This is a genomic window from Azohydromonas aeria, from assembly GCF_009760915.1.
GTDB classification, from domain to species: domain Bacteria; phylum Pseudomonadota; class Gammaproteobacteria; order Burkholderiales; family Burkholderiaceae_C; genus Azohydromonas; species Azohydromonas aeria.
The window spans coordinates 282948-305230 of the sequence record NZ_VIDQ01000001.1 but is presented as its reverse complement, the minus strand read 5'-3'; the positions used below and the strand labels follow the sequence as shown (position 1 = coordinate 305230).

23 protein-coding genes are annotated in these 22283 nt (G+C 70.6%); 13 read left to right on the top strand and 10 right to left on the bottom strand.

Translation table 11 applies throughout. The features are described 5' to 3' along the window. Window positions 1-12: 12 nt before the first annotated feature. The 8 genes from fabF to FJ694_RS01455 form a co-directional block, all read right to left on the bottom strand. Window positions 13-1257 carry a beta-ketoacyl-ACP synthase II gene (fabF, locus tag FJ694_RS01490; protein ID WP_157263691.1) on the bottom strand — a complete coding sequence of 415 codons (1245 nt, stop codon included), beginning with the start codon at window positions 1255-1257 and terminating at the stop codon, window positions 13-15. Between the two features lie 7 nt (window positions 1258-1264). Continuing rightward, window positions 1265-1510, bottom strand: coding sequence for an acyl carrier protein (gene acpP / locus FJ694_RS01485; protein ID WP_157263689.1), 246 nt, complete (start codon window positions 1508-1510; stop codon window positions 1265-1267). A gap of 96 nt (window positions 1511-1606) precedes the next feature. Further along, window positions 1607-2356, bottom strand: coding sequence for a 3-oxoacyl-ACP reductase FabG (fabG, locus tag FJ694_RS01480; protein WP_157263687.1), 750 nt, complete (start codon window positions 2354-2356; stop codon window positions 1607-1609). Further along, window positions 2353-3291 (bottom strand): ACP S-malonyltransferase, encoded by a 939-nt coding sequence (fabD, locus tag FJ694_RS01475; protein ID WP_157263685.1) that lies wholly within the window; start codon window positions 3289-3291, stop codon window positions 2353-2355. The genes fabG and fabD overlap by 4 nt, the downstream gene beginning before the upstream one ends. 75 nt (window positions 3292-3366) lie before the next feature. Further along, window positions 3367-4356 carry a beta-ketoacyl-ACP synthase III gene (locus tag FJ694_RS01470; RefSeq protein WP_157263683.1) on the bottom strand — a complete coding sequence of 330 codons (990 nt, stop codon included), beginning with the start codon at window positions 4354-4356 and terminating at the stop codon, window positions 3367-3369. Continuing rightward, window positions 4353-5399, bottom strand: a complete 1047-nt coding sequence (gene plsX, locus FJ694_RS01465; RefSeq protein ID WP_157263853.1) for a phosphate acyltransferase PlsX — start codon at window positions 5397-5399, stop codon at window positions 4353-4355. Before plsX ends, FJ694_RS01470 begins: the two co-directional genes overlap by 4 nt. A gap of 212 nt (window positions 5400-5611) precedes the next feature. Then, window positions 5612-5797, bottom strand: coding sequence for a 50S ribosomal protein L32 (gene rpmF, locus FJ694_RS01460; protein ID WP_157263681.1), 186 nt, complete (start codon window positions 5795-5797; stop codon window positions 5612-5614). Between the two features lie 260 nt (window positions 5798-6057). Next, entirely contained in the window at window positions 6058-6630 is a 573-nt protein-coding gene (locus FJ694_RS01455) for a YceD family protein (protein WP_157263679.1), read from the bottom strand. 57 nt (window positions 6631-6687) lie between these two features. Here FJ694_RS01455 and FJ694_RS01450 point away from each other — a divergent pair, with 57 nt between their 5' ends. The 3 genes from FJ694_RS01450 to FJ694_RS01440 all read left to right on the top strand — a co-directional run bounded on the left by FJ694_RS01450 (window position 6688) and on the right by FJ694_RS01440 (window position 9424). After that, window positions 6688-7275 (top strand): Maf family protein, encoded by a 588-nt coding sequence (locus FJ694_RS01450; protein ID WP_157263676.1) that lies wholly within the window; start codon window positions 6688-6690, stop codon window positions 7273-7275. A gap of 68 nt (window positions 7276-7343) precedes the next feature. Beyond that, complete coding sequence (locus FJ694_RS01445; RefSeq protein ID WP_157263673.1) at window positions 7344-8672, top strand: capsule assembly Wzi family protein; 1329 nt, start codon at window positions 7344-7346, stop codon at window positions 8670-8672. Then, a complete protein-coding gene (locus FJ694_RS01440) occupies window positions 8651-9424 on the top strand; it encodes an SAM-dependent methyltransferase (RefSeq protein WP_232539840.1) in 774 nt (257 codons plus the stop codon). The genes FJ694_RS01445 and FJ694_RS01440 overlap by 22 nt, the downstream gene beginning before the upstream one ends. A gap of 51 nt (window positions 9425-9475) precedes the next feature. On the opposite strand, the gene FJ694_RS01435 is transcribed toward FJ694_RS01440, so the two are convergent. After that, window positions 9476-10978 carry a DEAD/DEAH box helicase gene (locus tag FJ694_RS01435; protein ID WP_157263670.1) on the bottom strand — a complete coding sequence of 501 codons (1503 nt, stop codon included), beginning with the start codon at window positions 10976-10978 and terminating at the stop codon, window positions 9476-9478. After that, window positions 10935-12107: an MraY family glycosyltransferase gene (locus FJ694_RS01430; RefSeq protein ID WP_157263667.1), complete on the bottom strand. Its 1173-nt coding sequence runs from the start codon at window positions 12105-12107 to the stop codon at window positions 10935-10937. The genes FJ694_RS01435 and FJ694_RS01430 overlap by 44 nt, the downstream gene beginning before the upstream one ends. Before the next feature lie 323 nt (window positions 12108-12430). On the opposite strand from FJ694_RS01430, the gene FJ694_RS01425 reads away from it, so the two are divergent. Genes FJ694_RS01425 through FJ694_RS01380 form a run of 10 tightly spaced genes read left to right on the top strand, consistent with a single transcriptional unit; the run spans window position 12431 to window position 22279 of the window. Then, the gene (locus FJ694_RS01425) at window positions 12431-14416 is read left to right on the top strand and encodes an SLBB domain-containing protein (protein ID WP_198320672.1); all 1986 of its coding nucleotides are present in this window, start codon (window positions 12431-12433) and stop codon (window positions 14414-14416) included. Between the two features lies 1 nt (window position 14417). After that, window positions 14418-15587: a Wzz/FepE/Etk N-terminal domain-containing protein gene (locus FJ694_RS01420; RefSeq protein ID WP_157263662.1), complete on the top strand. Its 1170-nt coding sequence runs from the start codon at window positions 14418-14420 to the stop codon at window positions 15585-15587. A 28-nt stretch (window positions 15588-15615) separates the two neighbouring features. Further along, the gene (gene rfbB, locus FJ694_RS01415; protein ID WP_157263659.1) at window positions 15616-16677 is read left to right on the top strand and encodes a dTDP-glucose 4,6-dehydratase; all 1062 of its coding nucleotides are present in this window, start codon (window positions 15616-15618) and stop codon (window positions 16675-16677) included. Window positions 16678-16703: 26 nt separating this feature from the next. After that, complete coding sequence (gene rfbD / locus FJ694_RS01410; RefSeq protein ID WP_157263656.1) at window positions 16704-17606, top strand: dTDP-4-dehydrorhamnose reductase; 903 nt, start codon at window positions 16704-16706, stop codon at window positions 17604-17606. Window positions 17607-17650: 44 nt separating this feature from the next. Continuing rightward, a complete protein-coding gene (locus FJ694_RS01405; RefSeq protein WP_157263653.1) occupies window positions 17651-17887 on the top strand; it encodes a type II toxin-antitoxin system Phd/YefM family antitoxin in 237 nt (78 codons plus the stop codon). After that, window positions 17887-18282, top strand: a complete 396-nt coding sequence (locus tag FJ694_RS01400; protein WP_157263651.1) for a type II toxin-antitoxin system VapC family toxin — start codon at window positions 17887-17889, stop codon at window positions 18280-18282. The genes FJ694_RS01405 and FJ694_RS01400 overlap by 1 nt, the downstream gene beginning before the upstream one ends. Further along, window positions 18279-19175 carry a glucose-1-phosphate thymidylyltransferase RfbA gene (rfbA, locus tag FJ694_RS01395; protein WP_232539839.1) on the top strand — a complete coding sequence of 299 codons (897 nt, stop codon included), beginning with the start codon at window positions 18279-18281 and terminating at the stop codon, window positions 19173-19175. The genes FJ694_RS01400 and rfbA overlap by 4 nt, the downstream gene beginning before the upstream one ends. A gap of 22 nt (window positions 19176-19197) precedes the next feature. Further along, window positions 19198-19758, top strand: a complete 561-nt coding sequence (gene rfbC, locus FJ694_RS01390; protein WP_157263649.1) for a dTDP-4-dehydrorhamnose 3,5-epimerase — start codon at window positions 19198-19200, stop codon at window positions 19756-19758. 8 nt (window positions 19759-19766) lie between these two features. Next, on the top strand, window positions 19767-20852 hold the full coding sequence (locus FJ694_RS01385) for an NAD-dependent epimerase/dehydratase family protein (protein WP_157263647.1): 1086 nt from the start codon (window positions 19767-19769) through the stop codon (window positions 20850-20852). After that, window positions 20849-22279 (top strand): mannose-1-phosphate guanylyltransferase/mannose-6-phosphate isomerase, encoded by a 1431-nt coding sequence (locus tag FJ694_RS01380; RefSeq protein ID WP_232539838.1) that lies wholly within the window; start codon window positions 20849-20851, stop codon window positions 22277-22279. Before FJ694_RS01385 ends, FJ694_RS01380 begins: the two co-directional genes overlap by 4 nt. Window positions 22280-22283 lie beyond the last annotated feature (4 nt).

Here is a 22283-nt window from a genome sequence, read left to right as displayed (position 1 = left end):
GTGCCAGGGGCTTCAAGCCTTGCGGAACACCAGCGTGCCGTTGGTGCCGCCGAAGCCGAAGTTGTTCTTCACCGCCACGTCGATCTTCATCTCCCGCGCCTCGTTGGCGCAGTAGTCCAGGTCGCATTCCGGATCCTGGTTGAAGATGTTGATGGTCGGCGGCGACACCTGGTGGTGCAGCGCCAGCACCGTGAACACCGACTCCAGCCCGCCCGCGCCGCCCAGCAGGTGGCCGGTCATGGACTTGGTCGAGTTCACAACCAGCCGCTTGGCATGGTCACCGAAGGCCAGCTTGATGGCGTTGGTTTCGTTCTGGTCGCCCAGCGGCGTCGAGGTGCCGTGCGCGTTGAGGTAGTGCACCTCGTCGGCGTTGATGCCGGCGTCGCGCAGCGCCGCGCGCATCGAGCGCTTGGGCCCGTCGACGTTGGGTGCCGTCATGTGGAACGCGTCGGCGCCCATGCCGAAGCCCGCGAACTCGGCATAGATCCTCGCGCCGCGCTTCTTCGCATGCTCGTACTCCTCGAGCACCAGCACGCCCGCGCCCTCGCCCAGCACGAAGCCATCGCGGTCCTTGTCCCAGGGGCGCGAAGCCGTCTTGGGGTCGTCGTTGCGGGTGGACAGCGCACGTGCCGCGGCGAAGCCGCCTACGCCCAGCGGCGAAATGGTGCTCTCGGCGCCGCCGGCCACCATCACGTCGGCATCGCCGTGCTGGATCAGCCGCGCGGCTTCGCCGATGCAGTGCAGCCCGGTGGTGCACGCGGTGACGATGGACAGGTTCGGGCCCGTGAAGCCGAAGCGGATCGACACGTGCCCGGAAATCATGTTGATGATCGAGGCCGGCACGAAGAACGGGGAGATGCGCCGCGGGCCGCGGCTGCTGTACTCCTGGTACGTGTCCTCGATCAGCGGCAGGCCGCCGATGCCCGAGCCCACGATCACGCCAATGCGCTCGGCGCCCTCTTCGCTGAGCTCGGCGCCGGAAGGCAGTCCGGCGTCCTTCACGGCCTGGATCGACGCCGCCATCCCGTAATGGATGAAGGTGTCCATGTGGCGCGCTTCCTTGCCGGGGATGTACTCCTCCACATTGAAGCCGCGCACTTCGCCGGCGAAACGGCAAGCCAGCGCCGACGCGTCGAACTTCGTGATGTGGTCGATGCCCGAGCGGCCGGCAACCAGGTTGGCCCAGCCCTCAGCCACCGTATTGCCGACCGGGCTGATCAACCCCAGCCCGGTGATGACGACGCGACGTCGGCTCATGCTTGCTTCAGCCCTTCTGACTCTGGTTCTTGACGGCGTAGTCGATGGCCAGCTGCACCGTGGTGATCTTCTCGGCCTCTTCGTCCGGGATCTCGATGCCGAACTCGTCTTCCAGTGCCATCACCAGTTCGACCGTGTCGAGCGAGTCGGCGCCCAGGTCGGCCACGAAGGCCTTCTCGTTGGTGACTTCGTCCTCGGGCACGCCGAGCTGCTCGGCGATGATTTTCTTGACACGTGCTTCGATATCGCTCATTGACTCCTCCAGGAGGGGATTGCTCAAACGGCCCGGATTCTACGCGTCCGAGGGGGCCCGCCCCCTTGACGCCCCGGCGGGCCCACTCGGTGCTATTCAGTGCATGAACATGCCGCCGTTGACGTGCAGCTCGGTACCGGTGATGTAGCCGGCCTGCGGCGAGGCCAGGAAACGCACGGCATCGGCGATTTCCTGCGGCTGCCCCAGCCGCCCCAGCGGGATCTGCTGCAGCAGCGCGGCCTTCTGCGCCTCGGGCAGCACCTCGGTCATGTCGGTGGCAATGAAGCCCGGGGCCACGCAGTTCACGGTCACGCCGCGGCTGCCGAGCTCGCGCGCCAGCGCGCGCGTCATGCCCGCCACGCCGGCCTTGGCCGCGGCGTAGTTGGCCTGGCCCGGGTTGCCCGAGGCGCCCACCACGGAAGTGATGTTCACGATGCGCCCGTAGCGCTGCTTCATCATCGGCCGCATCACGGCGCGGCTCAGCCGGAACACGGCCTTGAGGTTGGTGTCGAGCACCGCGTCCCAGTCGGCGTCCTTCATGCGCATGGCCAGCTGGTCGCGCGTGATGCCGGCGTTGTTGACCAGCACGTGCAGCCCGCCATGGGCCTTGACCAGGGCCTCGACGGCGGCGTCCACGCCGGCGGCGTCGTTGACGTCCAGCGCGATGGCGCTGCAGCCGGCAAAGCCGGCCAGGGCCTCGGCGATGGACTGCGCGCCGGCCTCGGTGGTGGCGGTGCCCACCACCTTCATGCCCGACTGCGCCAGCGCCAGCGCGATGGCGCGGCCGATGCCGCGCGAGGCGCCCGTGACGAGCGCGAGCTGTTCATTCAGCGACGGTGCGCTCATGCCAGCATCCCCTTGACTTCGGCCAGCGTGGCCGGATCGAACAGCGCCGCGCCCTGCAACTCGGCGTCGATGCGCTTGACCATGCCCGCGAGCACCTTGCCCGGGCCGCACTCGACCACGTGCGTGATGCCGCGCGCCTTCATCGCCTGCACCACCTCCACCCAGCGCACCGGGCCGAAGGCCTGGCGGTAGAGCGCGTCGCGGATGGCTTCGGGCTCCACCGGCGCGGCCACGTCGATGTTGTTGACCACCGCGATGGCGGGCACCTGCAGCGCCACCGTGGCCAGCTTCTCGCGCAGCCGCTCGGCGGCGGGCTTCATCAGGCTGGAGTGGAACGGCGCCGACACCGGCAGCGGCAGCGCGCGCTTGGCGCCGCGTGCCTTGAGGACCTCGCAACCCTTCTCGACGCCGGCCTTGCTGCCGGCGATGACGGTCTGCTTCGGGTCGTTGAAGTTCACCGCCTCGACCACCTCGCCGCTGGCCGCGGCGGCCTCGGTGCAGCCTTCGCGCACGGCCTGCGCGTCCAGGCCCAGGATCGCGGCCATGGCGCCCATGCCCACGGGCACGGCTTCCTGCATGGCCTGCGCGCGCAGCCGCACCAGCGGCAGCGCCTCGTCCAGCGTCAGCGCTCCGGCGGCCACCAGCGCGGTGTACTCGCCCAGCGAATGCCCGGCCAGCGCCTGCGGCTGCGCGCCGCCCTCGGCCAGCCAGGCACGCCAGCAGGCAATGCCCGCGGTGAGCATGACGGGCTGGGTGTTGGTGGTGAGGTCGAGCTGCGCCTTGGGACCCTCGTGGATCAGGCGCGCCACGTCCTCGCCCAGCGCCTGCGAGGCCTCTTCCAGCGTGCTGCGCACGGCGGGGTGATCACCCCAAGCGTCGAGCATGCCCACGGCCTGCGAGCCCTGGCCCGGGAACACGAATGCAAACGAAGTCATCGCGGTGAACGAATGAAGAGTGATTGCGAAGAGGAGGAATAGCGGCTGCGGCTCGCGTCGGAAGCGGAAGGCCGCTCAGAAGTCGACCAGCACCGCGCCCCAGGTGAAGCCCCCACCCACGCCTTCGAGCATGAGCGTGTCACCGCGGCGGATGCGGCCGTCGCGCACGCCCGCGTCCAGCGCCAGCGGCACCGATGCCGCCGAGGTGTTGCCGTGCTGGTCGACGGTGACGATGACCTTGTCGGCAGCAAGCTTCAGCCGCTTGGCCGTGCTTTGCATGATGCGGATGTTGGCTTGGTGCGGGATGAGCCAGTCGATGTCGGCTTCCGTGCGCCCGGCCTTGGCCAGCACCGAGTGCGCCACGTCGGCCAGCACGCCCACGGCCAGCTTGAACACCGCCTGCCCGTCCATCGTCAGCAGCGGGCTGCCGACGACCTGCCCGCCCGAGACCGTGCCGGGCGTGCACAGGATGTCGGCGTGGCGCCCGTCGGCATGCAGCTCGCTGGCCACGATGCCCGGCGTGTCGGCGGCCTCCAGCACCACGGCGCCGGCGCCGTCGCCGAACAGCACGCAGGTGGTGCGGTCGTTGAAATCGAGAATGCGCGAGAACACCTCCGCGCCGATGACCAGCGCGCGCGTGGCGCTGCCGGCGCGGATCATGGCGTCGGCGATCGACAGTCCGTAGACGAAGCCCGAGCACACGGCCTGCACGTCGAAGGCCGCGCCGTTGTGGATGCCGAGCTTGCGCTGCACCAGGCAGGCCACCGACGGGAACACCATGTCCGGCGTCGAGGTGGCGACGATGACGAGGTCGATCTGCGTTGGCTGCACCCCGGCGGCTTCCATGGCTTGGCGCGCGGCCTGCGCGGCCAGGTCGCTGGCGTTGACGCCGTCGTCCACGAAGTGGCGCGCGCGGATGCCGGTGCGCTCGACGATCCAGGCGTCGGAGGTCTCGATGCCGCGCGCGGCGAGCTGGCGCACCAGGTCGTCGTTGCTCAGCCGCCGCGGCGGCAGCACGCTGCCGGTGCCGGCGATGCGCGAAAAACGGGGGGCGTTGGAAGTCATGCAGCGTGCACCGCGGCGCCCGGCACGCTCGGCTGCAGCGTGCCCAGGATGCGGTCGTGTACCCGGTCCAGCAGCCGGTTGCGGGCGGCATCATACGCGCGCGCCAGGGCGTTCTCGAAGGCGAAGGCGTCGGCCGAGCCGTGACTCTTGAACACCAGCCCGCGCAGTCCCAGCAGGGCCGCGCCGTTGTAGCGCCGGTGGTCCAGACGCGCCTTGAAGTGCCGCAGCACCGGCAGCGCCACCACCGCCGCCATGCGCGAAAACGCGTTGCGCGTGAATTCTTGCCGGATGAACTCCGCCAGCATCGCCGCCAGCCCCTCCGACGCCTTCAGCACCACGTTGCCCACGAAACCATCGCAGACGATGAGGTCGGTGGTGCCCTTGAAGATGTCGTTGCCCTCGACGTTGCCGTGGAAGTTGAGCTGCCCGGCGGCCGCAGCCTCGCGCAGCAACTCCGCCGCCTGCTTGATGGTGTCGCTGCCCTTGATGGCCTCCTCGCCGATGTTGAGCAGCCCCACCGTGGGCTCCTCCTTGCCCTCCACCGCCGCCACCAGCGCGCTGCCCATGACGGCGAACTGCAGCAGGTGCTCGGCGGTGCAGTCCACGTTGGCACCCAGGTCGAGCATGGTGGTGTAGCCGTCGCGCCGGTTGGGCATGACGGTGGCAATGGCCGGGCGGTCGATGCCCGGCAGCGTCTTGAGCACGTAGCGCGCCACGGCCATGAGCGCGCCGGTGTTGCCCGCACTGACGCAGGCATCGGCACGCGCGCGCTCGCCCTCGGCAGCCTTGAGCAGCGAGATGGCCACGCGCATGGACGAATCCTTCTTGCGCCGCAGCGCCACCTCCACCGGGTCGTCCATGGTGACGACTTCGCTGGCGGTCACGAACGTGCAGCGCTCCCAGCCCCGCGCGGCGGCCAGTGCCTGCTCGGTGCCCACGAGCAGCAGTTCAGCTTGCGGGTGCTTGCGCAGGAAGGCCTGGCAAGCGGGCAGCGTGACGCTGGGCCCATGGTCGCCGCCCATGCAGTCGACGGCCAGGCGCACCGGCGACAGTGCGGCGTGAGACGAAGGGGACACGAGAGGATCCAGCAAGCGGCGCCTGCGCGCGAAAGGAGTCGGCGCTTCGCCGATGCGGCAAGCGCAATGCCGGCGCACAAACGAAGGCCCGGCGGCACCAACGGCACCGGCCGGGTAGAAAACCGTGCGCGCCGCCGACGGAAAAAGAGAAGCCGGCCGCGCCGGCCCTCAATTCACGCTCAGGAGGCGTCGGACTTGCTGGCCAGCACCTTGCGGCCGCGGTAGAAGCCGTTGGGGCTGATGTGGTGGCGCAGATGCACTTCGCCCGTGGTGGGCTCGACCGCGGTGCCCGGCTGGTTCAGGGCGTTGTGCGAGCGGTGCATGCCACGCTTGGAAGGGGACTTCTTGTTCTGTTGAACGGCCATGTTGGAATCTCCTGCGCTCTTGCCGAGCGGAACCTGCGCCGGCCGGAACACCGGACCCGAGTGCAGAAATACGCCTCACGCTTGGGAAGTCACGCACGCTCTAGGGCCGTGAACCGGCCGGTGCTGCTGCTCAAATGCTGCTGGACTGCTGGCGCCGCCCAACCACCGGGCAGCACCCGTGAGGCGCCATTGAACGAAGCCCGCGAGTATAGCAGCAGGGCCTGCCGAGCCCAAGGACCGGGCTTTGCGCGCGCTCAATCTCAAGTGCCGCTGCCATCGTTGCCACCTTCGGGCCGGCGGCGCAGCCGCGCCAGCGCGGCAAACGGGTTCTCGCGCACGGGCTCTTCTTCGGCATCGGGCTGCTGCGCCGCGGTCAGCGGCTGCGGGCATTGCTCGTGGCGCGGCACCAGCGGCAGCGCCAGCAGCAGCTCGTCCTCCACCAGCGCGCGCAGGTCGAAGGCGCGCTCCAGGGCGAGCACGTCGTCCTCACTGTCGGCATCGAGCCGCGCAGCCTCGTCCTCGCCGTGCACGAAGCGCAGCGTGCGCTGCAGCGCCAGGGACAGCGCCACGGGCTGCAGGCAGCGCTGACATTCGCGCCAGACCTGCGTGCCCGCCTCCAGGTGCAGCCAGCGCTCGGGCTCCAGCGCCTGGGGCTTGCGCGGCTCGCCCACGGCGGACCAGCACACCTCGCCCGCGGGCGGCGGCGCATCGGCGGGCCAGCCGTCGAGCAGCCGCTCGAAGTCCGACAGCGGCCAGCTGCCCCGCAGCGTCGCGGCGTCGGCGATGAAGTTCTCCAGGTCCAGGCGCAGGGGATCGTAGGGGCGTGCTTTCATCGCGGGCAGTGTATAGAGCGCCCGCAACCCTGCCGGGCCGGATGGGACAATGCGGCGATGAACCCGCCGCTGATCCTGGCCTCCACCTCGCGCTACCGGCACGAGCTGCTGCAGCGGCTGCGCCTGCCGTTCACGGTGCAGGCGCCGCACACCGACGAAACCCCGCTGCCCGGCGAGGCCCCGGCCGCGCTGGCGCTGCGCCTGGCGCTGGCCAAGGCGCAGGCGGTGGCGGCGCGGCATCCGCAGGCGGTCGTGATCGGCTCGGACCAGGTGGCCGACCTGCACGGCCAGCCCATCGGCAAGCCCGGCGACTTCGCACGCGCGGCGCAACAGCTGCGCCGCATGAGCGGGCAGCAGGTGGTGTTCCAGACGGCGGTGGCGGTGGTGCGGCGCGACAGCGGCTTCGAGCGCGCGCTGCTGGCGCCGGTGACGGTGGCGTTTCGCGTCCTGTCCGAGGTCGAGATCGAGCGCTACCTGACGCTCGATGAGCCCTTCGACTGCGCCGGCAGCGCCAAGAGCGAGAGCTTGGGGGTGGCGCTGCTGGAGCGCATAGACTCGGACGACCCCACCGCGCTGGTAGGCCTGCCGCTGATGCGCACCTGCCGCCTGCTGCGCGAGGCCGGGATCGATCCGCTGCTGCCCTGACTTTTCCACGCACCGGCCGCGCCCTCCCTTGGCGCGCAGCCTGGCGCCCGAACACTCCACGACGCCCGATGAGCCGCTTGCCTGCCTCACCCGCCCTTTCCGCGTTTCCCGCCCTGTGCCGCGCCGCGGCGCTGCTCGCCTGCGCCGCGGCGCTGCCGGCAGCGCAGGCCGGCCCGTCGCTGGGCCAGGCCCTGGCACGCCATCAACAGCTCCTGGAGCGCGATGCCGACCCACAGGGCGGCTTCGCCGAGACGCTGCCCACCCCGCCCGACGGCCTGCTGCTGGCCGGCGGCAACAAGCTGCAGCGGCTGCCGCAGCTGATCGCCTCGCCCATCGGCAACGGCGGCAGCGGGCTGCGCCTGCTGCATACCTTCGGCGAATCGCGTGATGGCGCAGTCGTGCGCCTGGGCGTGCTCGGCAGCACCGGGGCCCGGCGCGAATGGACGCTCGAAGGCACCGAAGCCGCGATCCCGCTCGGCCCGGGCCAGGCCTACGCCTCCGTGCAGCGGCGGCATTGGGGGCCGGGCTGGAGCGGCAGCCTGATCCTGGACGCCGCCGCGCCGGCTGTGCCGGCCGTGGGCTGGCGCAAGACGTCCAATGACCCCTTCGAAACCCGGTGGCTGTCCTGGCTGGGGCCGTGGAATGCAGACGTTTTCTTCGGTGGCCTACAGGGCCACCGTCAGCCGGCGCACCCCTATCTCGTCGGCATGCGGCTGCAGATTCAGCCTCTGTCCTGGCTGCAGCTCGGCGCTTCGCGCACGCTGCAGTGGGGCGGAAAGGGGCGCGACCAGAGCTTGCGGTCACTGTGGAATGGCTTGCTGGGCCAGGACAATCAGGGTGGCACGGCCAACGAGCCAGGCAACCAGCTGGCAGGCTTCGACGCGCGCTGGCACTGGAACTTCGCCGGCGGCCACCAGGTGGCCGTGTACGGGCAGACCACGGGCGAGGACGAAGCCGACTACCTGCCGGGCAAGAACATGAAGCTGGTCGGCGCGGAATGGGCCCTGCAGCGCGGCAGCCGCAGCCTGCGGCTGTTCGCCGAGCGCGCCAACACCGTCGCCGGCCTGCCCGGCGTGGCCTACCGCCACCACATCTATCTCCAGGGCTACACGCAGGACGGCACGGTGCTGGGCCACCCGGGCGGCGGCGACGTCAAGCTCACCAGCGTCGGCGCCCTGCTGAGCCAGGGCTCGGTCAGCGCCGAGATGGTGATGTACCGGGGCAACGCGCTGTCCTCGGTGCAGCGGCTGGTGCCGGGCAGCGTCAGCGGCGTGAACGCCACCCTGGCCTGGAGCCCGCGCAACGACCAGGCGGTGGGCGTGTCGCTGTGGAGCGGCCGCGACGGCGCCGGGCGCGACAGCGCCGGCCAGCTGTGGTGGCAGACCACGTGGCGCTGAAGGGCCGGCTGCTGCTGGTGCCCAGCCCGCTGGACTTCGGCGGCGGCGACACCCTGCCCGACATCCGCCAGGCGCTGCCGCACGGCGCGCTGGAGGCCGCGGCCGGGCTGCACCACTGGGTGGTGGAGAACGCGCGCACGGCGCGCGCCGTGCTCAAGCGCGTGGGCGCCGTGGTGCCGCTGGCCGCGCCGCTGCAGCAGCTCAGCATCGTCGAGCTGCCGCGCCCCCCCAAGGGCCGGCCGGCGCAGCCGGCGCCGGACCTGCGCGCGCTGCTGCAGCCGGCGCTGCAGGGCCACGACGTGGGGCTGATGTCGGAGGCCGGCATGCCGGCGGTGGCCGATCCCGGCGCGGCGCTGGTGGCTGCGGCCCACGCGCTGGACATTGCCGTGCGACCCCTGCCCGGACCCAGCGCGCTGCTGCTGGCGCTGGCCGCCAGCGGGCTCAACGGCCAGAGCTTCGCCTTCAACGGCTACCTGCCGGTGGACGCGGCCGAGCGCGCCGCGCGCATCCGCGAGCTGGAGGCGCTGTCGCGCCGTGCCGCGCAGGCGCAGCTGCTGATCGAGACGCCCTACCGCAACGAGGCGATGCTGGCGGCGCTGCTGGCCACGCTGCAGGGCGGTACGCGGCTGTCGGTGAGCTGCGGCCTGACGCTGCAGCAGGAGTGGACGCGCAGCGACACCGTGGCGCGCTGGCGCGTCCAGCCGCGCGCGCTGCCGGCGGACGTGCCGGCCGTGTTCGTGCTGCAGGCCTGAGGCGCGCGCCTTTCAGCGCGCCGGCCGGCGCCGCGGCTGCGAGCGAGCGGCTCAGGCGGCCGGGGAGGCGACGGTCTTCTTGGCGCCGAAGAGCGCGGCGACCTTCTTGCGCGGCTTGTTCAAGGGCAGCGCGGCGCCGCCGGGCTGCGTCGCGCCCGGGGCGCTGCGCTCCCAGGCCGGCGTGCCGTTGGTGGCGCTGGGCTCGTAGGGCCGGTCGAAGAACGGATCCGCGGGGGCACTGCGCCGCGGCGCGCCGGCGCGCTCGGGACGCGGCTCCGCGCGTTCGCTGCGGCGCGGGGCTTCCGTGCGCGGCGACGGCGACTCGCCCTCGGCGCGGCGCGGGCGGCGCCAGCGGTCGTCCTCAAGCTCCAGCGGCTCGAGCTCGACCTTCTTCTTGAGCAGCTTCTCCAGCTCGGCCACCAGCCGTGCGTCCTCGCGCGCCACCAGCGTCATGGCCAACCCCGAGGCACCGGCGCGGCCGGTGCGGCCGATGCGGTGCACGTAGTCCTCGGCGTTGAAGGGCACGTCGAAGTTGAAGACGGCGGGCAGGTCGGCGATGTCCAGGCCGCGCGCGGCCACGTCGGTGCACACCAGCACGTCGACCTCGCCACGCTTGAAGGCGTCCAGCGCCTTCAGGCGCTCGTCCTGCGACTTGTCGCCGTGCAGCGCGTTGGTGCGCAGCCCGTCGCGCTCGAAGGAGCGCGCCAGCCGCGCGCAGCCGAGCTTGGAGTTGACGAAGACGATGGCCTGGCGGATGTCTCGCTCGCGCAGCAGCTTGAGCACGGCGCGGCGCTTGTCGTCGGCGTCCACGCTGAAGAAGCGCTGCTCGACGGTGGAGGCCGTGGCGTTGGGCCGCGCCACCTCGACCAGCACCGGCTCCTGCAGGTAGCTCTCGGCCAGGCGCTTGATCTCGGGCGAGAACGTGGCGGAGAACAGCAGCGTCTGCCGCGTCTTGGGCAGGTAGCTCAGGATGCGCTGCAGGTCGGGCAGGAAGCCGATGTCGAGCATGCGGTCGGCCTCGTCGAGCACCACGTACTCGACCTGGTTGAGCACCGCGTTGCGGGCCTCGATGTGGTCAAGCAGCCGCCCCGGCGTGGCGATGAGCACCTCGACGCCGGCCTTGAGCTCGGCGGTCTGGGGCTTCATGTCCACGCCGCCGAAGACCACCGCGGCGCGCAGCTTCGTGTGGCGCGAGTAGGCCTTGACGTTGTTGGCGACCTGGTCGGCGAGCTCGCGCGTGGGCGCGAGCACCAGCGCGCGCACCGGGTGTCGCGCCGGCGACATGGAGCTGTTCTCGTGGCGCAGCATGCGCTGCAGCAGCGGGATGGAGAAGGCCGCGGTCTTGCCGGTGCCGGTCTGGGCCGCACCCATGACGTCACGGCCGGCGAGCACCACCGGGATGGCCTTGGCCTGGATGGGCGTCATCGTCGCGTAGCCCTGGTCGGCCACGGCGCGCAGCAGCTTGGGATCGAGCGGGAGGGTGTCGAAGCGTGCCGCCTCGACGGGGGCATCAGGGGCGGCAGCCGGTGCCGCGATTGGCGTGTGTTCCATCATGTCCCGCGATTATCCCCGTTGCAGCCCGGGCGGCGCGGCGGCCGCGGCGCAAGACCATCCAGCGCGGCGCCCGAAAGCGCACGATGCGCCAGTACAGCGTGACGTAGCTCACGCCGAACAGCACGATGCAGCCGGCCAGCATGAAGCTGCTGTCCCACCACACCACGGCCGGCACGATCGAGAGCATGCACAGCACCCACAGGTACGGCGCCGTCATCGAGTTGCGCCGCGTGAGGTCGCGTGCGCTGCGCCCGCTCGCGCCGTAGCGCAGCAACCGGCGGTAGATGAGGCTGTGCAGGTGCGCACCGTCGGGCATGCCCACCGGGCGGCCCTGCAGCAGCTTGCGCCGGTACATCGAGAACACCGTCTCGAACACCGGGTAGATGACCAGCGTCAGCGGGAACAGCGGCGACACCTCGGGGTTGCGCGCCAGCAGCAGGATCGCCAGCTCCGCCAGGTAGAAGCCCAGGAAGTACGCCCCGCCGTCGCCCAGGAACACCTTGCCGCCGGGGTAGTTCCAGACGAAGAAGCCCAGCACCGCGCCCACGCCCACCAGCGCCATCACCGCCACCAGGTGGTCGTCCACCGCGTAGCCGACGAAGGCCAGGCTGGCCAGCATCATGAGCACGCACATCGACGACAGCCCGTTGAAGCCGTCGATCAGGTTGACGGCATTGGCGATGCCCGAGACCGCCAGCACCGTCAGCAGCACCGCGCCGACGGAGAACGACACCACCCAGTCCAGTCCGGGTATGTCGGTGCGCCGGATGAGGGCGTCGAGCAGCCAGGCGGCCAGCATCGCCGAGGCCGCGGTGAAGAGCAGCCGCTGGCGCGGGCTCACGCGCTTGGTGACGTCCTCGGTGAGGCCCGCGCCGAAAGCCGGCATCGCGCAGCCCAGCAGCACCAGCCCCGTGCCGCCGACGCCGCGGTCCTGCCACCACAGCCCCAGCGCACCGACCGCCACGGCCGACACGATGCCCAGCCCGCCCACCCGCGGCACCGGCTGGGCGTGGAACTTCTGAGGTCCTTGATCGTGATCGTTGACCAAGTGCGCATGCGTGCGCGCCAAGCGCACCACGCCCATGGTCAGCATGAAAGCCACGCAGAAAGCTATCAGCAGCAAAGTCATGACATGGATTATCACAGCCTGCTGCAGTGCAGCATCCTGCACTGGTATCGGATTGAGATTAATTGAACCCGGGCCGCACACACGTGGCTGCGCCGCAACGCTGTCCCGGCCGGGGATCGACCGGCGCGCAAAGGCCGGGAAAACGCGACAGCTAGAATGACCCTGCTTCTGGTACGTCCGCACGTCCCGTGCCCGTCCGCAGCACCCCCTCCAACGAATCCTGGGCCGCGCCCTGGCCGGCGCCGGCGCCTGTCTTCATGTCGATGACATCCCTTCCGCGTTCGTCCTCCATTGCCGGCGGCGCTGCTCGTTGCAGTGTTCGCTTGACCGGGTCCCTGGCCGTGGCGCTGCTGGCCGTGGCCGGCGTGATGCCGGCTGGGGCCCAGACTTCTTCCTCCGGCAGCGACGCCTCGGCTTCGGGCCCGATCCGGCTGCGCCAGCCGCTGGCGAGCGGCGCCACCAATGCGGCGGACCTGGCTGCTCAATCGCAGCAGGCCCAGAACCCGTACGGCATGCAGTCCGCGACCCAGCACGCAGCCCCTCCACCCTACAAGCCCAGCGAGTTCGAGCTGTTCGTGCAGCGCCGCGCCAGCCAGGTCGGCAACATGGGCGCCAGCATGAATGGGGGCAGCGGCCCCAACAGCGGCAGCGGTGCCGGCACGGGCGTAGCCGATCCGACCCGCCGCTCGCCGGGCGACGACGCGGGCAGCGAGATCAGGGTGCGCCGCCTGGGCGCCGACCTGATCACGCGCGCCGACGACCCCAACAGCGCCGACTTCAACCCGCAGGTGCCGCCGGACTACCTGATCAAGAACGGCGACGAGATCGTGGTCACGCTGTGGGGCTCGGTGGACGCGGACGTGCGCGCGGTGGTGGATCGCAGCGGGCGCATCAGCATCCCGCGCGTGGGCCCGGTGCTGGTGGCCGGCGTGCGCTACGCCGAGCTGCCCGAGGTGATCCGCCGCCGCGTGGCGCAGACCTTCCGCAACTTCGAGCTCAGCGTCTCGCTGGGCCAGCTGCGCGGCGTGCGCGTTTACGTCACGGGCTTCGTGCCCCGCCCCGGCGCCTACAGCGTCAGCAGCCTCTCCAGCGTGCTGGGCGTGCTGCTGCGTGCCGGCGGCCCCTCCGCCGCGGGCAGCCTGCGCGACGTCTCGGTGCAGCGCGGGCGCCAGACGGTGGCGCGCTTCGACCTGTACGACTTCCTGCTCAAGGGCGACCGCAGCGCCGACATGCTGGTGCAGCCCGACGACGTCATCAACGTCGGCCCGGTGGGCCCGCAGGCCGCCGTGATCGGCAGCGTCAACCAGCCCGCCATCTTCGAGCTCAAGTCCGGCGAGACGGTGGATGACCTGATCCGCATGTCCGGCGGCTTCTCCGCCGTGGCCGACCGCAGTCGCGTCGCGCTGGAGCGGCTGGAGCAGCGCACCGGCGAGCGCGTGGCCGAGCTGCCGCTGCCGGTGAGCGGGCGGCTGCCCGTGAGCAACGGCGACGTGCTGCGGGCCTTCAGCGCCGTGGAGGCGCAGCTGTCGGTGCAGAAGCAGAGCAAGCACGTGCGCGTGGAAGGCGAAGTGGCGCGCCCGGGCGACTACGTGCTGCCCGCGGGCAGCACCACGAGCGACGCGCTGCGCGCGGCCGGCGGCTTCAGCCCCTCGGCCTACGTGTTCGGCACGCAGTTCGTCCGCCAGAGCGTGCAGCGCACGCAGCAGGAAAACTACGAGCGCGCGCTGCGCGACCTGGAAACGGAGCTCTCGCGCAACAACGCCACCCAGCGCACCTCCACCACCCAGGAAGTGGAGGCGCAGACCGCGCGCGCCGCAGCCACGACCCAGCTGATCCAGCGGCTGCGCGCGGTCAAGCCCACCGGCCGCATCGTGCTGCAGGCGGCGCCAGAGAGCACCTCGCTGCCGGAGCTGGCGCTGGAGGACGGCGACCAGCTCTACGTGCCCGCGCGCGGCAGCACGGTGGGCGTGTTCGGCAGCGTCTTCAACACCGGCAGCTTCCTGTGGAGCCAGGCGCGCAGCATCGACGACTACCTGCGCCTGGCCGGCGGCCCGACCCGCGGCGCCGACGCCGGCAGCATCTTCGTGGTGCGCGCCAACGGCAGCGTGGTGAGCGCGCGCCAGGACGGTGGTTCCTGGTTCAGCCGCGGCCGCGGCAGCCTGGGCCACGTGCCGGCCCTGCCCGGCGACACCATCTTCGTGCCCGAGGAAATGGACAAGACCACGTTTGCGCAGACCGCCCGGGATTGGACGCAGATCATTTACCAACTCGGCCTGGGCGCGGCCGCCGTCAAGGTACTGCGTGACTGACATGCGAAACGACGTGCGGGCCGGCGTGCCCATCGATGAATCGGACGATGAGGGCGTCGGCCTGCTCGACATCGCCGTGCCGCTGGTACAGCACCTGAGGCTGATTGTTGGAGGTGCGCTCCTGGCAGGTGTCCTGGCATTGGGCGCGGCTTTCATGATCATGCCCACATTCACTGCCAGGACCGTTTTCCTGCCGCCGTCGCAGTCACAAGGCGGTGCTGCGGCAGCGCTGAGCTCGCTAGGTACGCTGGCTGGCTTGGCTGGCGCCTCGCTGCCCAGCGTCAAGAATCCGGCCGACCAGTATGTCGGGCTGATGCAAAGCGCCACCATGAGTGACCGTGTCATCGAGCGCTTCAAGTTGATGGAGTTGTATGGCGTCAAGTACCGCGAGGATGCCCGCCGGGTTCTGTCCAATTCGATGCGCGTGAGTGTGGGCAAAAAGGATGGACTCATCACCGTGGAAGTGGACGACCACGATCCGCAACGCGCAGCGGAAATAGCTAATCAGTACGTAGCAGAGTTGCGCGTGCTGACCTCGGGACTGGCGCTGACAGAAGCACAACAGCGCCGCGTCTTTTTCGAAACTCAACTGAAGGAGACGCGCGACGCCCTGACGAAAGCCCAGCAGGAACTCGAAGCCAGTGGCTTCAACCAGGGTGCACTCAAGGCTGAGCCTAGAGCTGCAGCCGAGGGCTACTCGGCACTGCTGGCCGAGGCAACGGCCACAGAAATCAGGTTGCAGGCCCTGCGCCGCAGCCTGGCCGACAGCGCGCCCGAAGTGCAGCAGAACGCAGCCAAACTTTCCGCACTTCGAGAACAGTTGGCCCGGCTCGAAACCAGCAACCAGCGCGGCGGCGATGCGAACTACGTGGGCAAATACCGAGAGTTCAAATACCAAGAAGCGCTGTTCGAGATCATGGCCAAGCAGTACGAAATGGCCCGCGTGGACGAGAGCCGAGAAGGCACGCTGATCCAGGTCGTTGACGTTGCAACGCCCCCGGAGCGCAAGAGTAAACCCAGGCGAGGGATGATTGCCGTGGGCACCACGCTGGCAGCGGGGCTGCTGCTGGCCCTGTTCGTGGTCGCGCGCCATTTCTGGCGCCTCTCGTCCGCCGACCCGGCCCAGGCCGAGAAGCTGGCGCAATTGCGTACCGCGCTGCGCCGCTCCTGATCCTCAACCCTGTCCTCAAGAGCCCGACATGACGATCCTGGTCACCGGCGGTGCCGGCTTCATCGGCAGCAACTTCGTGCTCGACTGGCTGGCGCAGGGCGACGAGCCCGTCGTCAACCTCGACGCGCTGACCTACGCGGGCAACCTGCGCAACCTGGCCTCGCTGCAGGGCGACGCGCGCCACGTGTTCGTGCACGGCGACATTTGCGACCGCGCGCTGGTGGACCAGTTGCTCGCGCAACACCGCCCGCGCGCCGTGGTGCACTTCGCCGCCGAGAGCCACGTGGACCGCAGCATCCACGGCCCCGGCGCCTTCGTGCGCACCAACGTCGAGGGCACCTTCACGCTGCTGGAGGCCGCGCGCGCCCACTGGGGCGCGCTGCAGGGCGAGGAGAAGTCGGCCTTCCGCTTCCTGCACGTCTCCACCGACGAGGTCTACGGCAGCCTCGCGCCCGACGCGCCCGCCTTCACCGAGGAGCACCCCTACGAGCCCAACAGCCCGTACTCGGCCAGCAAGGCCGCCAGCGACCACCTCGTGCGCGCCTGGCACCACACCTACGGGCTGCCGGTGCTCACCACCAACTGTTCCAACAACTACGGCCCCTTCCACTTCCCCGAGAAGCTGATCCCGCTGCTGATCGTCAACGCCCTGGCGGGCAAGCCGCTGCCGGTGTACGGCGACGGGCGCCAGATCCGCGACTGGCTCTACGTGCGCGACCACTGCTCGGGCATCCGCGCCGTGCTGGCGGGCGGGCGCGTGGGCCAGACCTACAACATCGGCGGCTGGAACGAACAGGCCAACATCGACATCGTGCAGAAGGTCTGCGCGCTGCTCGACGAGCTGCGCCCCGACGCGGCAGGGCCCTACGCGCGGCTCGTCACGCATGTCGCCGACCGCCCCGGCCACGACCGCCGCTACGCCATCGACGCGCGCAAGCTCGAGCGCGAGCTGGGCTGGCGCCCGGCCGAGACCTTCGACAGCGGCATCCGCAAGACGGTGCAGTGGTACCTGGACCATCCCGACTGGGTGGCCGAGGTGCAAAGCGGCGCCTACCGCGAGTGGCTCTCCACCAACTACGCCGCACGCTGAGCAAGAAAATAAGAGGGAGGCCCGCCATGAGGATCCTGCTGCTGGGCAAGAACGGCCAGGTCGGCTGGGAGCTGCAGCGCGCGCTCGCCTCGCTGGGCGAGCTCGTGGCGCTGGACCACGCGGGCGCGCCGGGCCTGTGCGGCGACTTCCGCGACCCCGAAGGCGTGGCCGCCACGGTGCGCGCGCTGCGCCCGGACGTGGTCGTCAATGCCGCCGCGCACACCGCCGTGGACAAGGCCGAGGGCGAGCCCGAGGTGGCCGCGCTGCTCAACGCCGCCACGCCCGCCGCCATCGCGCGCGAGGCCGCGGCGCTGGGCGCCTGGCTGGTGCACTACGGCACCGACTACGTCTTCGACGGCTCCGGCACCGCGCCGCGCGGCGAGGATGCGCCCACGGCCCCCTTGAGCGTGTACGGCCGCACCAAGCTCGACGGCGAGGAGGCCATCCGCGCCAGCGGCTGCCGCCACCTGATCCTGCGCACGAGCTGGGTCTACGCCGCGCGCGGCGGCAACTTCGCCCGCACCATGCTGCGCCTGGCGGCCGAGCGCGAGGCACTGAACGTCATCGACGACCAGGTCGGCGCCCCGACCGGCGCGGACTTCCTGGCCGACGTGGCCGCGCACGCGCTGCGCGCGGCCATGGCACGCCCGGAGCTCGGCGGCACCTACCACGCCGTGGCCGCGGGCGAGACCAGCTGGCACGGATACGCGTGCTTCGTCATCGAGTGGGCACGCGCGCACGGCCTGCCGGTGAAGGTGGCAGCCGATGCGGTACGCCCCATCCCGACCAGCGCCTACCCCACGCCGGCGCAGCGGCCGCTGAACTCGCGGCTGAGCACGGCCAGGCTGCAGCGCGCCTTCGGCCTGGTGCCCCCGCCCTGGCAGCAGGGCGTGCAGCGCATGCTCACCGAGGCTTTTGGATCAGCTTAGTCCACCTTGGCTAAAATGAAACCGATCCACATCGAGGGTCCGACATGCGCACGGTGAACGTTCACGAAGCCAAGACCCAGCTGTCCCGTCTGCTGGAAGCCGTGGAGGCGGGAGAAGAAGTGGTCATTGCCCGTTCCGGTCGGCCCGTGGCGCGCCTGGTGGGACTGGCCCGTACGGCCCCGCGTCGCCAGCTGGGCCTGCTGGCGGGCCGGTTCACCGTTCCCGATGACTTCGACGCCCCGCTGCCCGAAGCGGAATTGCGCTTGTTCGAAGGCAGCTGATGCGTGTGCTGCTCGACACCCACGTCCTGCTTTGGATGCTGATGGAGCCTGAACGGCTGGCGCAGCCGTTGCGCGCCGCGCTGGAGGACCCCGGGCACGAAGTGCTGTTCTCAGCCGTCAACATCTGGGAAGTGGCCATCAAGAAGAGCCTGGGCAAGCCAGGCTTCGACTTCGAGCCGCAAGACGTGCTGGAAGCCGCCCGCGCCACCGGACTGGAAGAGCTGCCCGTGCGCGCCGAGCATGCAGCACGCGTGTCGAGCCTTGAGCCGCTGCACCAGGACCCCTTCGATCGCCTGCTGATCGCACAGGCCCTGTGCGAACCGGCCCGCCTGCTCACGGCAGACCGCACGGTGGCGCGCTATGCCGCTCCCATTGACCTGATGACTCCCCAATGAAGACCGACATCATCAACCGCAAGGGCATCATCCTGGCCGGCGGCTCCGGCACCCGGCTGCACCCGGCCACGCTGAGCGTGAGCAAGCAGTTGCTGCCGGTGTACGACAAGCCCATGGTCTATTACCCGCTGTGCACGCTGATGCTCGCCGGCATGCGCGACATCCTGCTCATCAGCACGCCGCAGGACCTGCCGCGCTTCGAGTCGCTGCTGGGCGACGGCAGCCAGTGGGGCATCTCGCTGCGGTACTGCGTGCAGCCCAGCCCCGACGGGCTGGCGCAAGCCTTCATCCTGGGCCGCGACTTCGTCGGCGGCGCGCCCAGCGCGCTGGTGCTGGGCGACAACATCTTCTACGGCCACGATTTCTACAGCCTGCTGCGCCGCGCCGACGAGCGCACGCACGGCGCCAGCGTGTTCGCCTACCACGTCAACGACCCCGAGCGCTACGGCGTGGTGGAGTTCGACGCGCAGCAGCGCGCGCTGAGCATCGAGGAAAAGCCTAAGGCGCCCAAGAGCAGCTACGCCGTCACGGGGCTGTACTTCTACGACGCGCAGGTCTGCGACATCGCCGCCGGCATCCGCCCCAGCGCGCGCGGCGAGCTCGAGATCACCGACGTCAACGCCGCGTACCTGCGCGCGGGCCAGCTCGACGTGGAGATCATGGGCCGCGGCTACGCGTGGCTCGACACCGGCACCCACGACAGCCTGCTCGAAGCCGGGCAGTTCATCGCCACGCTGGAAAAGCGCCAGGGCCTCAAGGTGGCCTGCCCCGAGGAGATCGCCTGGCGCGCGGGCTGGATCGACGCGCAGCAGCTGGAGCGGCTGGCGCAGCCCATGCTCAAGAACGGCTATGGCCAGTACCTCATGAAGATCCTGCGCGACACCGCGTTCTGAAGCCCCGAAAGCACCACGAGACATGAACGTCATCAAGACCGAGCTGGACGGCGTGCTGATCCTGGAGCCGCGGGTGTTCGGCGACGCGCGCGGCTTCTTCATGGAGAGCTTCAACCAGGCGGCCTTCGACGAGGCGGTGGGACGGCACGTGGAATTCGTACAGGACAACCACTCGCGCTCGGCGCGCGGCGTGCTGCGCGGGCTGCACTTCCAGCGGCCGCCGCATGCGCAGGGCAAGCTCGTGCGCGTGACGCAGGGCAGCGTCTTCGACGTGGCGGTGGACCTGCGCCGCGGCAGCCCGACCTTCGGGCGCTGGGCGGGCGTGGAGCTCACGTGCGAGAACCAGCGCCAGTTGTGGATCCCGCCGGGCTTCGCGCACGGCTTCCTGGTCACCAGCGACAGCGCCGACTTCCTCTACAAGACCACCGACTATTACGCGCCGCAGGCCGAAGGCGCCGTGCGCTGGGACGACCCGGCGCTGGGCATCGAGTGGCCGCTGCACGCGCTGGCCGGGCAGCCGCCGCTGCTGTCGGCCAAGGACGCGCAGGCGCCGCTGCTGGCCGCGGTGGCGCATTTCGACTGAAGAGTTCCATGGACGCCTACACCGCCCTGCAATCCCGCCTGGCCGACGCGCCGCGCACCTGGCTCGTCACCGGCGTGGCCGGCTTCATCGGATCGAACCTGCTGGAGACGCTGCTCACGCTGGGCCAGCGCGTGGTGGGCCTGGACAACTTCGCCACCGGCCACCGACGCAACCTCGAAGAGGTGCGCACCCTGGTCACGCCGGCGCAGTGGGCCAACTTCAGCTTCATCGAGGGCGACATCCGCCGCCTCGACGACTGCCGCCGCGCCATGGCCTGGGCGGATGCCGCCTCGGATCGAACCGTGGCGGTGGACCACGTGCTGCACCAAGCGGCGCTGGGCAGCGTGCCGCGCAGCCTGGCCGACCCGATCACGACCAACGAGGTCAACATCAGCGGCTTTCTCAACATGCTCGTGGCCGCGCGCGACGCGGGCGTGAAGAGCTTCACCTACGCCGCCAGCAGCAGCACCTACGGCGACCACCCGGCGCTGCCCAAGGTGGAGGAGAACATCGGCCGCCCGCTGAGCCCCTACGCCGTCACGAAGCTCGTCAACGAGATCTACGCCGAGGTGTTCGAGCGCAGCTACGGCTTTGCCAGCATCGGGCTGCGCTACTTCAACGTCTTCGGCCCGCGCCAGGACCCGGAAGGGGCCTATGCCGCCGTGATCCCGAAGTGGACCGCGGCGCTGCTGCGCGGCGAGCCGGTGTTCATCAACGGCGACGGCCAGACCAGCCGCGACTTCTGCTTCGTGGCCAACGCCGTGGCGGCCAACCTGCTGGCCGCCACGGCCGAGGCGCCCGAGGCGCGCAACCAGGTCTACAACGTGGCCGTGGGCGACCGCACCACGCTGGGCGACCTGTTCGGGCTGCTGCGCGACGCGCTGGCGCCCCACGGCGTGAGCCCGAACGTGCAGCCCACGTACCGCGACTTCCGCGCCGGCGACGTGCGCCACAGCCAGGCCGACGTCTCCAAGGCGCGGCAGCTGCTGGGCTACGTGCCCACGCACCGGCTGGCGCAGGGCATTGCGGAGGCGATGCCGTGGTACGTCGCCCAGTCCGCCGCGACGACTTCTCCTGGAAATATCCCAGCATGACTCCTTCTATTCCCGTACAGCCCGTCGTCATGGCCGGCGGCAGCGGCACGCGGCTGTGGCCGCTGTCGCGAGCCGGCTATCCCAAGCAGTTCCTGGTGCTCTCGGGCAACCAGAGCCTGTTCCAGCAGTCGGTGCAGCGGCTCATGAGCCTGGGCGGCGGCGACGTGACGCTGTCGGCGCCGCTGGTGGTGGGCAACGACGAGCACCGCTTCCTGGTGCTGGAGCAACTGCGCGAGATGCGCTGCGAGCCCGCGGCGGTGCTGCTGGAGCCCGTGGGGCGCAACACCGCGCCGGCGCTGACGCTGGCGGCGCTGCAGGCGATGGAGGGTGGCGCCGACCCGGTGCTGGTGGTCACGCCCGCGGACCAGACCGTCACCGACGCCGCGGCCTTCACCGAGGCGGTGCGCCGTGCCGTGCGCGAGGCCGCCGACGGCGCCATCGTGATCCTGGGCATCACGCCCGACCGGGCGGAGACCGGCTACGGCTACATCCGCGCCGACGGCGCGAAGGTGGCGCAGTTCGTCGAGAAGCCCGACGCCGCCACGGCGCAGCGCTACCTGGAAGCCGGCGGCTACTACTGGAACAGCGGCATGTTCGTGCTGCGCGCGTCGAGCTGGATGGCGGCGCTGGAGCGCTTCCGGCCCGACATCGCCGCCGCCACGCGCGTGGCCCACGCCGCGCGCACGGCCGACGAGCGCTTCGTGCGCCCGGGCAAGGACGAGTTCGGCGCGGTGCCGTCGGAGTCGGTGGACTACGCCGTGATGGAGCGCTGCCCGGGCAGCGGCATCGAGCTGCGCATGGTGCCGCTGGCCGCGGGCTGGAACGACCTGGGCGCGTGGGACGCGGTGTGGCAGGTGGCCGACAAGGACGCGGCCGGCAATGCCGTGGTGGGCGACGCCCTCCTGGACGGCGCCACCAACACCCTGGTGCACGCCACCAGCCGCCTGGTGGGCGTGGTGGGCCTGGACGACGTGGTGGTGGTGGAGACGCCCGACGCGGTGCTGGTGAGCCGGCGCGACCGCAGCCAGGACGTCAAGAAGATCGTGGGCCGGCTCGACGGCCAGCAGCGCGACGAGCACATGCTGCACCGCAAGGTGCACCGGCCCTGGGGCTGGTATGACAGCATCGACGCCGGGGCGCGCTTCCAGGTCAAGCGCATCATGGTCAAGCCCGGCGCGAGCCTGAGCCTGCAGATGCACCACCACCGCGCCGAGCACTGGATCGTGGTCAGCGGCACGGCCGAGGTGACGTGCGGCGACAAGGTGATGCTGCTCTCCGAGAACCAGAGCACCTACATCCCGCTGGGCGAGACGCACCGGCTGCGCAACCCGGGGCGGCTGCCGCTGGAGCTCATCGAGGTGCAGTCGGGCAGCTACCTGGGCGAGGACGACATCGTGCGGTTCGAGGACACGTACGGGCGCCAGTGAACGA

Excerpts from the sequence above, each read along its gene's own strand:
- rpmF (WP_157263681.1), bottom strand. The coding sequence starts at position 5,797 with ATGGCCGTTCAACAGAACAAGAAGTCCCCTTCCAAGCGTGGCATGCAC.
- acpP (WP_157263689.1), bottom strand. The coding sequence starts at position 1,510 with ATGAGCGATATCGAAGCACGTGTCAAGAAAATCATCGCCGAGCAGCTC.
- fabD (WP_157263685.1), bottom strand. The coding sequence starts at position 3,291 with ATGACTTCGTTTGCATTCGTGTTCCCGGGCCAGGGCTCGCAGGCCGTG.
- FJ694_RS01420 (WP_157263662.1), top strand. The coding sequence starts at position 14,418 with ATGCGAAACGACGTGCGGGCCGGCGTGCCCATCGATGAATCGGACGAT.
- FJ694_RS01470 (WP_157263683.1), bottom strand. The coding sequence starts at position 4,356 with ATGACTTCCAACGCCCCCCGTTTTTCGCGCATCGCCGGCACCGGCAGC.
- FJ694_RS01430 (WP_157263667.1), bottom strand. The coding sequence starts at position 12,107 with ATGACTTTGCTGCTGATAGCTTTCTGCGTGGCTTTCATGCTGACCATG.
- fabG (WP_157263687.1), bottom strand. The coding sequence starts at position 2,356 with ATGAGCGCACCGTCGCTGAATGAACAGCTCGCGCTCGTCACGGGCGCC.
- FJ694_RS01400 (WP_157263651.1), top strand. The coding sequence starts at position 17,887 with ATGCGTGTGCTGCTCGACACCCACGTCCTGCTTTGGATGCTGATGGAG.
- FJ694_RS01380 (WP_232539838.1), top strand. The coding sequence starts at position 20,849 with ATGACTCCTTCTATTCCCGTACAGCCCGTCGTCATGGCCGGCGGCAGC.
- FJ694_RS01385 (WP_157263647.1), top strand. The coding sequence starts at position 19,767 with ATGGACGCCTACACCGCCCTGCAATCCCGCCTGGCCGACGCGCCGCGC.
- rfbD (WP_157263656.1), top strand. The coding sequence starts at position 16,704 with ATGAGGATCCTGCTGCTGGGCAAGAACGGCCAGGTCGGCTGGGAGCTG.
- rfbB (WP_157263659.1), top strand. The coding sequence starts at position 15,616 with ATGACGATCCTGGTCACCGGCGGTGCCGGCTTCATCGGCAGCAACTTC.
- FJ694_RS01450 (WP_157263676.1), top strand. The coding sequence starts at position 6,688 with ATGAACCCGCCGCTGATCCTGGCCTCCACCTCGCGCTACCGGCACGAG.
- fabF (WP_157263691.1), bottom strand. The coding sequence starts at position 1,257 with ATGAGCCGACGTCGCGTCGTCATCACCGGGCTGGGGTTGATCAGCCCG.
- FJ694_RS01435 (WP_157263670.1), bottom strand. The coding sequence starts at position 10,978 with ATGATGGAACACACGCCAATCGCGGCACCGGCTGCCGCCCCTGATGCC.
- rfbC (WP_157263649.1), top strand. The coding sequence starts at position 19,198 with ATGAACGTCATCAAGACCGAGCTGGACGGCGTGCTGATCCTGGAGCCG.
- FJ694_RS01405 (WP_157263653.1), top strand. The coding sequence starts at position 17,651 with ATGCGCACGGTGAACGTTCACGAAGCCAAGACCCAGCTGTCCCGTCTG.
- rfbA (WP_232539839.1), top strand. The coding sequence starts at position 18,279 with ATGAAGACCGACATCATCAACCGCAAGGGCATCATCCTGGCCGGCGGC.
- FJ694_RS01445 (WP_157263673.1), top strand. The coding sequence starts at position 7,344 with ATGAGCCGCTTGCCTGCCTCACCCGCCCTTTCCGCGTTTCCCGCCCTG.
- FJ694_RS01455 (WP_157263679.1), bottom strand. The coding sequence starts at position 6,630 with ATGAAAGCACGCCCCTACGATCCCCTGCGCCTGGACCTGGAGAACTTC.